This window comes from Streptomyces sp. NPDC002671 (assembly GCF_053592475.1).
In genome coordinates this window covers 219,588-227,591 of the sequence record NZ_JBSFVU010000013.1, presented here as the reverse complement: position 1 = coordinate 227,591, position 8,004 = coordinate 219,588, and the positions used below count along the sequence as shown (strand labels likewise).

The following is an 8,004-nucleotide window of genomic DNA, read 5'->3' as shown; positions in this document are numbered from 1 at the left end:
AGGGAGTTGCCGAGGGTGTAGCCGAAGCCCGGCTCCAGCGGCTCGATCACGAACCGGGAGCGGAACTCGTCGACGACCTCTTCGGTCAACGAGGGGCGCTGAGCGATCAGCATGTGTGGATCAGATCCTTCTTTCGTGGACGCCCGCTATTTGACGTCCGACGGAAACCGCACCTGTGAAAAATGCGGGTACTGCAAGGGTACGGGCGGCACGACTCGAAGGAGCCGTACCGCCCGAGACCGCAGTGCGCGGAGCGCGACGCGTCAGACGCGGCGGCGCTTCGGCGGGCGGCAGCCGTTGTGCGGGGTCGGGGTGACGTCCTGGATGGAGCCGACCTCGAGGCCCGTGGCCTGCAGGGAGCGGATCGCGGTCTCACGACCGGAACCCGGGCCCTTCACGAACACGTCGACCTTGCGCATGCCGTGCTCCTGGGCGCGGCGGGCAGCCGACTCGGCGGCCATCTGCGCGGCGAACGGCGTGGACTTCCGGGAGCCCTTGAAGCCGACGTGGCCGGCGGAGGCCCAGGAGATCACGTTGCCGGACGGGTCCGTGATCGAGACGATCGTGTTGTTGAACGTGCTCTTGATGTGCGCGTGGCCGTGAGCGACGTTCTTCTTTTCCTTGCGGCGCACCTTCTTGGCAGCGCCCTGACGTCCCTTGGGGGGCATCTACTAACTCCTACGGGAGGTGGTCGGTCCTACAGCGAAGACCGTGGACAGGTGTCCGCTGCGGACTACTTCTTGCCCGGCTTCTTCTTGCCGGCGATGGCGCGACGCGGGCCCTTGCGGGTACGAGCGTTGGTGCTGGTGCGCTGACCGCGGACGGGCAGACCGCGGCGGTGCCGCAGACCCTGGTAGCAGCCGATCTCGACCTTGCGGCGGATGTCGGCCTGGATCTCGCGACGGAGGTCACCCTCGGTCTTGATGTTGTTGTCGACGAACTCGCGGATCGCGACCAGCTGCTCTTCGGTCAGGTCACGAACGCGGGTGTTCGGGTCGACGCCGGTCGCAGCCAGCGTCTCCTGCGAAAGGGTCCGGCCGATGCCGAACACGTAGGTGAGGGCGACCTCCACGCGCTTTTCGCGCGGGATGTCAACACCGGAAACGCGTGCCATTCAATGGCTCCTGGTGAATCTTCGGAGGTCTTCCGCAAGACCGGCTCCCGGCCGCCGTACTAGGTACGAACCGGGTCCCCGGCCTCCGAACCGGGGGTGTCGAGCTGGCTGGCTCGGGTCCTGCGTATGAACATATTCAGCTCGCGTCGCGCGAAGTCTCTGCGATAGAGGTGCAGAGGGTGATGGTCGTGCGTCAGCCCTGGCGCTGCTTGTGGCGCGGGTTCTCGCAAATGACCATGACCCGACCGTGACGGCGGATCACCCTGCACTTGTCGCAGATCTTCTTGACGCTCGGCTTGACCTTCATTGGGTGAGGTTCTCCGGGTCAGTGCCATCGCCCTGGGAGGCCCGGGGCGCGGGCAAGATCTACTTGTAGCGGTAGACGATCCGGCCACGCGTCAGGTCGTACGGAGACAGCTCCACCACGACCCGGTCGTCAGGGAGGATGCGGATGTAGTGCATACGCATCTTGCCGCTGATGTGTGCCAGGACCTGGTGGCCGTTCTGGAGCTCGACCCTGAACATGGCGTTCGGCAGAGACTCGACGACAGTGCCCTCGATCTCGATGGCACCTTGCTTCTTGGCCACGCTTCGCCCTTCGAATCGACTACCTTGATCGACTCTCACGCTTTTCCCTAGCGGGCGCATGCGGACATGCGGGTGCACGAGAGCCGACGAGTCAGTCTACGTCAGCGCACCCGGAAACACGAATCGGGGAAGTCTGCCCTACGAGGGAGATCATTACGCCAACGGATCGGGGGCGGCCGTGATGCCGTACTCGGCCAGCTTCGCCTTGCCGCCGTCGGGAGCCGTCAGGACCAGGGGGCCCTGGTCGGTCAGAGCCACCGAGTGTTCCCAGTGGGAGGACCAGGTGCCGTCGAGGGTGACGACCGTCCAGTCGTCCTGGAGGACCTCGGTCTTCGGGGTGCCGAGGGAGACCATCGGCTCGATCGCGAGGCAGATGCCGGGGACCAGCTTGGGGCCCTTGCCGCGGCGGCGCTCGACGTAGTTCAGCAGGTGCGGGTCCATGTGCATCTCGGTGCCGATGCCGTGGCCGCCGTAGTCCTCGATGATCCCGTACTTGCCGCCGCCGGGCTTCGGCTGGCGGCGGATGTACGTCTCGATCGCCCGGGAGATGTCCACCAGACGGTTGCCCTGCTTCATCGCGACGATGCCGGCCCACATGGACTCTTCCGTCACCCGGGAGAGTTCGATCAGCTCCGGCGAGTGACCGGAGCCGACGAAGGCGGTGTAGGCCGCGTCGCCGTGCCAGCCGTCGATGATCGCACCGCAGTCGATGGAGATGACGTCGCCGTTCTTGAGGACGACCTCGTCGGAGGGGATGCCGTGGACGACCACGTCGTTGACCGACGTGCAGATCGTCGCCGGGAAGCCGCCGTACCCGAGGAAGTTCGACTTCGCGCCGTGCTCGGCGAGCACCTTGCGGGCGACCTCGTCCAGGTCCTTCGTGGAGGCGCCCGGAACCGCCGCTTCGCGCGTGGCCGCGTGAATGGCGGCTACGACCAGGCCCGCCGCACGCATCTTGGCGATCTGCTCGGGGGTCTTGATCTGCACCATGGGGGGCCTGCGCTCTCCGTCACTCACGTGGGCTGGGATATCTACACAACAGTACGGCCGCGGCGCCCGGAGGGGCACCGCGGCCGGAAGGGCCGGGACTCTACTTCTCGGCCTTCTCGCGCTTGAGCGCCTCCAGCGCCCGCTGCGTGATCTCGTCCACCGGCCCCAGGGAGGAGATCGTCACGACCAGGCCCTGCGCCTTGTAGTAGTCGATGATCGGCTCGGTCTGCGTGTGGTAGACCTCCAGCCGCGTGCGGACGGTCTCCTCGCGGTCGTCGTCGCGCTGGTACAGCTCGCCGCCGCAGACGTCGCAGACGCCGTCCTTCTTCGGCTTGCTGTACGTCACGTGGAAGACGTGCGAGGAGTCGTTACGGCAGATGCGCCGGCCGGCGATCCGCTTCACGACCTCGTCCTCCGGGACCTCCAGGTCCAGGACGGCGTCCAGCTTGATGCCCTCGGTCTCCAGCAGTGCGTCCAGCGCCTCGGCCTGCTTGACGTTGCGCGGGAAGCCGTCCAGCAGGAAGCCCTTCTCGGCGTCCGGCTGCTCCATGCGGTCCTTGGCCATCGCGATGGTCACCTCGTCCGGGACGAGGTTGCCGGCGTCCATGTAGGACTTCGCGAGCTTGCCCAGCTCGGTCTGCTGGCTGATGTTGGCCCGGAAGAGGTCGCCCGTGGAGATGTGCGGGATGGTCAGCTTCTCAGCGAGTCGGACGGCTTGCGTTCCCTTACCGGCACCCGGCGGCCCGACGAGGACGATACGCATCAGCGGAGGAACCCTTCGTAATTGCGCTGCTGGAGCTGGCTCTCGATCTGCTTCACCGTCTCAAGACCCACACCCACGATGATCAGGATGCTGGTCCCGCCGAACGGGAAGTTGTTCGTCGCCCCGAACCCGACCAACGCCATTGTTGGCACGAGAGCAATCAGACCCAGATACAGCGAACCCGGCCAGGTGATCCGGTTGAGCACGTAGCTGAGGTACTCAGCGGTCGGTCGGCCAGCCCGGATGCCCGGGATGAAGCCACCATACTTCTTCATGTTGTCGGCTACTTCCTCGGGGTTGAAGGAGATAGCGACATAGAAGAACGCGAAGAAAACGATGAGCAAGAAGTACGAAGTGATGTAAATCGGGTGGTCGCCCTTGGTCAGGTTGTTCTTGACCCAGATGGCCCAGCCCGATTTGCTCCCTTCGAACTGCGCCACCAGCGCCGGGATGTAGAGCAGCGACGAGGCGAAGATGACGGGAATCACACCCGCCTGGTTCACCTTGAGCGGGATGTACGTGGACGTACCGCCGTAGGACCGGCGGCCGATCATGCGCTTCGCGTACTGCACCGGGATGCGGCGCTGGGCCTGCTCGACGAAGACGACGAGCGCGACCATGACCAGGCCGACGAGGATGACGGTGCTGAACTCGATCCAGCCGCCGGCCAGGGAGCCCTGCTTCTTGATCGCCCACAGGGCGGAGGGGAAGGTCGCGGCGATCGAGATGAACATCAGGATCGACATGCCGTTGCCGATGCCGCGGTCGGTGATCAGCTCACCGAGCCACATGACGACGCACGTACCGGCGGTCATGCAGACGACCATCGTGATCGTGGTGAAGATCGCCTGGTCCGGAACGATGTTCCCGGCGACCGAGCAGCCGTTGAAGAGGGCGCCGCTGCGGGCGGTGGCGACGAGGCCGGTGCCCTGCAGGATGGCGAGCGCCACGGTCAGGTAACGCGTGTACTGCGTGATCTTCGCGGTGCCGGCCTGGCCCTCCTTCTTCAGGGCCTCCAGGCGCGGGATGACCACGGTCAGCAGCTGAAGGATGATGCTCGCCGTGATGTACGGCATGATCCCGAGCGCGAAGATCGTGATCTGGAGCAGCGCGCCACCACTGAACATGTTCACGAGGCCGAACAGGCCCTGGTTGGCACCCGACTCGGTCACACACTGCTGGACGGCCTTGTAGTTGACGCCGGGGATCGGGATGTGGGTACCGACCCGGTAGGCCACGATGATGCCCAGCGTGAAGAGCAGCTTCTTGCGCAGGTCGGGCGTCCTGAACGCCCGGGCGAACGCGGTGAGCACGGTGCCTCCTGCGACCCCCGCGCAACTGCGTCAAGGGTGACGGTCTTGAAGTTCGACGGATACAGAAACGGATACAGAAATGGAACAGTGCAGGCCACCTTACCGGCGACACTGCCTCCCTAGGAACGACCAACCGGGGATACCCCATTGTGGGGTATCCCCGGTCGGGATCGTCTACGTCATCGAGCGTCGCCCTGAGGGACTCAGACCAGCTCGGTGACCGTGCCGCCGGCGGCGGCAATCTTCTCCTTGGCGGAGCCGGAGACGGCGTCCACCGTCACCTGCAGCGCCACGGAGATCTCGCCCTGGCCGAGGACCTTGACGAGGCTGTTCTTGCGGACGGCACCCTTGGCGACCAGGTCGGCCACGGTGACCTCGCCACCCTCGGGGTAGAGGGCGGAGAGCTTGTCCAGGTTCACGACCTGGTACTCCGTCTTGAACGGGTTCTTGAAGCCCTTCAGCTTCGGGAGGCGCATGTGCAGCGGCATCTGGCCACCCTCAAAGCGCTCCGGAACCTGGTAACGGGCCTTCGTACCCTTGGTACCACGACCGGCCGTCTTACCCTTCGACGCCTCACCACGACCGACACGGGTCTTGGCGGTCTTGGCGCCCGGGGCGGGACGGAGGTTGTGGATCTTCAGCGGGTTCTGCTCCGCCATGATCAGACCTCCTCAACCGTCACGAGGTGGCGGACGGTGTGCACCATGCCGCGGAACTCGGGGCGGTCCTCCTTGACGACCTGCGTGTTGATGCCCTTGAGACCAAGGGAGCGCAGGGTGTCACGGTGGTTCTGCTTGCTGCCGATGTACGACTTAACCTGCGTGATCTTGAGCTGAGCCATTACGCACCAGCCCCGGCACGCGCACGCAGCAGGGCCGCGGGGGCGACGTCCTCGAGCGGCAGACCGCGGCGGGCCGCGACCTCCTCCGGACGCTGCAGGCCCTTCAGGGCCGCCACGGTCGCGTGCACGATGTTGATCGCGTTGTCGGAGCCGAGCGACTTCGACAGGATGTCGTGGATACCGGCGCACTCGAGCACGGCACGCACCGGACCACCGGCGATAACACCGGTACCCGGGGACGCGGGCTTGAGCAGCACGACGCCGGCAGCCTTCTCACCCTGGATCGGGTGCGGGATGGTGCCCTGGATACGGGGGACCTTGAAGAAGTGCTTCTTGGCCTCCTCAACGCCCTTGGCGATGGCGGCCGGCACCTCCTTGGCCTTGCCGTAACCGACACCCACGGTGCCGTCACCGTCGCCCACCACGACCAGCGCGGTGAAGCTGAAGCGACGACCACCCTTCACAACCTTGGCGACGCGGTTGATCGCGACAACGCGCTCAACGTACGCGGTCTTCTCGGCGGCAGCAGCGCCGCCGTCACGGCCCTTCCGGTCCCGCCGCTCGCCGCCACCGGCACCGCCACCGCGGCGCTGGGGTCCAGCCATTGGAATTACCTCTCTCTGTTTCCGCTAGCTACGGAACCGGCTCAGAACTTCAGGCCGGCTTCGCGGGCGGCGTCCGCCAGGGCGGCGATGCGCCCGGCGTACTGGTTGCCACCACGGTCGAACACGACAGCCTCGACACCGGCGGCCTTGGCACGCTCGGCGACCAGGGCGCCGACCTGCTTGGCCTGCGCGGACTTGTCGCCCTCGCCGCCACGGACCGACGCGTCCAGGGTGGACGCGGAAGCCAGGGTGTGGCCCTTGAGGTCGTCGATCACCTGCGCCACGATGTGGCGGTTGGAGCGGGTCACGACCAGACGCGGACGCTCCGCCGTACCGGAGATGTTCTTGCGAATCCGGATGTGGCGGCGCTTGATCGCGGCGCGCTTGTAGGCGTCGCCCTTGAGGATCTTCTGTCCGTATGCCATGGCTTACTTACCCGCCTTTCCGACCTTGCGGCGGATGACTTCGCCCTCGTACTTGACGCCCTTGGCCTTGTACGGGTCGGGCTTGCGCAGCTTGCGGATGTTGGCCGCAACCTCGCCGACCTTCTGCTTGTCGATGCCCTCGACCTGGAAGCGGGTCGGGGTCTCCACCTTGAAGGTGATGCCCTCGGGCGCCTCGACGGTGATCGGGTGGCTGTAGCCGAGCGCGAACTCGAGGTTCGAGCCCTTGGCCGTAACGCGGTAACCGACACCGCTGATCTCGAGCTTCTTCACGTAACCCTGGGTCACGCCGGTGATCATGTTCGCCACCAGCGTGCGGGACAGGCCGTGCAGGGCCTTGTTCTGACGCTCGTCGTTGGGGCGGGACACCTGCAGGGTGCCGTCCTCGCCCTTGGCGATGTCGATCGGCGCCACGACGGTGTGGGTCAGCGTGCCCTTGGGGCCCTTGACCTCGACCGTACGGCCGTCGATGGTGACGTCCACGCCGGCGGGAACCGTGATGGGGAGCTTGCCAATACGCGACATAGCTGTTTCCTCCGTTCCCTTCCGCTACCAGACGTAGGCGAGGACTTCCCCACCCACGCCCTTCTTGCCGGCCTGCTTGTCGGTGAGGAGCCCGTGGGACGTGGAGATGATCGCCACGCCGAGGCCGCCGAGCACCTTCGGCAGGTTGGTGGACTTCGCGTAAACCCGGAGACCGGGCTTGGAGATCCGCTTGATGCCCGCGATGGAGCGCTCACGGTTCGGGCCGAACTTCAGCTCGAGAACGAGGTTCTTGCCGACCTCGGCGTCCTCGACCTTCCAGCCCGTGATGAAGCCCTCCTGCTGGAGGATCTCCGCGATGTGAGACTTGATCTTCGATGCCGGCATCGTCACGGAGTCGTGGTATGCCGAGTTCGCGTTCCGCAGACGCGTAAGCATGTCTGCGATCGGATCAGTCATGGTCATGAATTGGCCTTCGGCCTCTCTCGCCGGGGTTTCCTGGTGCGCCATCCCTCTCCCCGATCCGAGACGGGGCGGGTGCGGCGCGGTGGACCTACGGCGTAGTAAGTCGTACGGGCGCGGCAGACGCCCAACCCCGCAAGCCTACGGCATGCGGAGAAGGGCCCCTGCCGACCCAGATGCTTACCGAGAGCTTCAGGAATCCCTAAAAGCAGGGATTACCAGGAGCTCTTGGTCACGCCCGGCAGCTCGCCACGGTGAGCCATCTCACGAAGGCACACGCGGCAGAGGCCGAACTTGCGGTACACGGAGTGGGGACGGCCGCAGCGCTGGCAGCGCGTGTAGCCACGCACGCCGAACTTGGGCTTGCGAGCAGCCTTCGCGATCAGAGCCTTCTTCGCCATC

14 protein-coding genes and 1 pseudogene are annotated in these 8,004 nt (G+C 65.8%); all 15 read right to left on the bottom strand.

The features are described 5' to 3' along the window. Positions 1 to 113: pseudogene (locus ACWD35_RS22145) on the bottom strand (DNA-directed RNA polymerase subunit alpha); the annotation flags it as partial. 150 nt (positions 114 to 263) lie between these two features. Then, positions 264 to 668 (bottom strand): 30S ribosomal protein S11, encoded by a 405-nt coding sequence (gene rpsK, locus ACWD35_RS22140; RefSeq protein ID WP_003956432.1) that lies wholly within the window; start codon positions 666 to 668, stop codon positions 264 to 266. 65 nt (positions 669 to 733) lie between these two features. Beyond that, the gene (rpsM, locus tag ACWD35_RS22135) at positions 734 to 1,114 is read right to left on the bottom strand and encodes a 30S ribosomal protein S13 (RefSeq protein WP_451352987.1); all 381 of its coding nucleotides are present in this window, start codon (positions 1,112 to 1,114) and stop codon (positions 734 to 736) included. A gap of 193 nt (positions 1,115 to 1,307) precedes the next feature. Next, the gene (rpmJ, locus tag ACWD35_RS22130) at positions 1,308 to 1,421 is read right to left on the bottom strand and encodes a 50S ribosomal protein L36 (RefSeq protein WP_003998809.1); all 114 of its coding nucleotides are present in this window, start codon (positions 1,419 to 1,421) and stop codon (positions 1,308 to 1,310) included. Between the two features lie 59 nt (positions 1,422 to 1,480). Beyond that, complete coding sequence (gene infA, locus ACWD35_RS22125) at positions 1,481 to 1,702, bottom strand: translation initiation factor IF-1 (protein WP_004927214.1); 222 nt, start codon at positions 1,700 to 1,702, stop codon at positions 1,481 to 1,483. A 153-nt stretch (positions 1,703 to 1,855) separates the two neighbouring features. Next, entirely contained in the window at positions 1,856 to 2,692 is an 837-nt protein-coding gene (gene map / locus ACWD35_RS22120; RefSeq protein WP_451352995.1) for a type I methionyl aminopeptidase, read from the bottom strand. 100 nt (positions 2,693 to 2,792) lie between these two features. Next, positions 2,793 to 3,455 carry an adenylate kinase gene (locus tag ACWD35_RS22115; protein WP_451352986.1) on the bottom strand — a complete coding sequence of 221 codons (663 nt, stop codon included), beginning with the start codon at positions 3,453 to 3,455 and terminating at the stop codon, positions 2,793 to 2,795. Then, positions 3,455 to 4,768 (bottom strand): preprotein translocase subunit SecY, encoded by a 1,314-nt coding sequence (gene secY / locus ACWD35_RS22110; protein WP_451352985.1) that lies wholly within the window; start codon positions 4,766 to 4,768, stop codon positions 3,455 to 3,457. Before secY ends, ACWD35_RS22115 begins: the two co-directional genes overlap by 1 nt. Before the next feature lie 203 nt (positions 4,769 to 4,971). Further along, complete coding sequence (gene rplO, locus ACWD35_RS22105) at positions 4,972 to 5,427, bottom strand: 50S ribosomal protein L15 (RefSeq protein WP_451352984.1); 456 nt, start codon at positions 5,425 to 5,427, stop codon at positions 4,972 to 4,974. A gap of 2 nt (positions 5,428 to 5,429) precedes the next feature. Then, positions 5,430 to 5,609, bottom strand: a complete 180-nt coding sequence (gene rpmD / locus ACWD35_RS22100) for a 50S ribosomal protein L30 (RefSeq protein WP_052580766.1) — start codon at positions 5,607 to 5,609, stop codon at positions 5,430 to 5,432. After that, the gene (gene rpsE, locus ACWD35_RS22095) at positions 5,609 to 6,214 is read right to left on the bottom strand and encodes a 30S ribosomal protein S5 (protein WP_007494753.1); all 606 of its coding nucleotides are present in this window, start codon (positions 6,212 to 6,214) and stop codon (positions 5,609 to 5,611) included. The genes rpmD and rpsE overlap by 1 nt, the downstream gene beginning before the upstream one ends. 41 nt (positions 6,215 to 6,255) lie before the next feature. Continuing rightward, a complete protein-coding gene (gene rplR, locus ACWD35_RS22090) occupies positions 6,256 to 6,639 on the bottom strand; it encodes a 50S ribosomal protein L18 (protein ID WP_020941679.1) in 384 nt (127 codons plus the stop codon). Positions 6,640 to 6,642: 3 nt separating this feature from the next. Next, a complete protein-coding gene (rplF, locus tag ACWD35_RS22085; protein ID WP_451352983.1) occupies positions 6,643 to 7,182 on the bottom strand; it encodes a 50S ribosomal protein L6 in 540 nt (179 codons plus the stop codon). 24 nt (positions 7,183 to 7,206) lie between these two features. Further along, the gene (gene rpsH, locus ACWD35_RS22080) at positions 7,207 to 7,605 is read right to left on the bottom strand and encodes a 30S ribosomal protein S8 (protein WP_007384075.1); all 399 of its coding nucleotides are present in this window, start codon (positions 7,603 to 7,605) and stop codon (positions 7,207 to 7,209) included. A 212-nt stretch (positions 7,606 to 7,817) separates the two neighbouring features. After that, a complete protein-coding gene (locus ACWD35_RS22075; RefSeq protein WP_003948630.1) occupies positions 7,818 to 8,003 on the bottom strand; it encodes a type Z 30S ribosomal protein S14 in 186 nt (61 codons plus the stop codon). Between the last annotated feature and the right edge of the window lies 1 nt (position 8,004).

Excerpts from the sequence above, each read along its gene's own strand:
- map (WP_451352995.1), bottom strand. The coding sequence starts at position 2,692 with ATGGTGCAGATCAAGACCCCCGAGCAGATCGCCAAGATGCGTGCGGCG.
- rplR (WP_020941679.1), bottom strand. The coding sequence starts at position 6,639 with ATGGCATACGGACAGAAGATCCTCAAGGGCGACGCCTACAAGCGCGCC.
- rplO (WP_451352984.1), bottom strand. The coding sequence starts at position 5,427 with ATGGCGGAGCAGAACCCGCTGAAGATCCACAACCTCCGTCCCGCCCCG.
- rpsM (WP_451352987.1), bottom strand. The coding sequence starts at position 1,114 with ATGGCACGCGTTTCCGGTGTTGACATCCCGCGCGAAAAGCGCGTGGAG.
- rplF (WP_451352983.1), bottom strand. The coding sequence starts at position 7,182 with ATGTCGCGTATTGGCAAGCTCCCCATCACGGTTCCCGCCGGCGTGGAC.
- rpsE (WP_007494753.1), bottom strand. The coding sequence starts at position 6,214 with ATGGCTGGACCCCAGCGCCGCGGTGGCGGTGCCGGTGGCGGCGAGCGG.
- ACWD35_RS22115 (WP_451352986.1), bottom strand. The coding sequence starts at position 3,455 with ATGCGTATCGTCCTCGTCGGGCCGCCGGGTGCCGGTAAGGGAACGCAA.
- ACWD35_RS22075 (WP_003948630.1), bottom strand. The coding sequence starts at position 8,003 with ATGGCGAAGAAGGCTCTGATCGCGAAGGCTGCTCGCAAGCCCAAGTTC.
- rpsK (WP_003956432.1), bottom strand. The coding sequence starts at position 668 with ATGCCCCCCAAGGGACGTCAGGGCGCTGCCAAGAAGGTGCGCCGCAAG.
- rpmD (WP_052580766.1), bottom strand. The coding sequence starts at position 5,609 with ATGGCTCAGCTCAAGATCACGCAGGTTAAGTCGTACATCGGCAGCAAG.
- rpsH (WP_007384075.1), bottom strand. The coding sequence starts at position 7,605 with ATGACCATGACTGATCCGATCGCAGACATGCTTACGCGTCTGCGGAAC.
- rpmJ (WP_003998809.1), bottom strand. The coding sequence starts at position 1,421 with ATGAAGGTCAAGCCGAGCGTCAAGAAGATCTGCGACAAGTGCAGGGTG.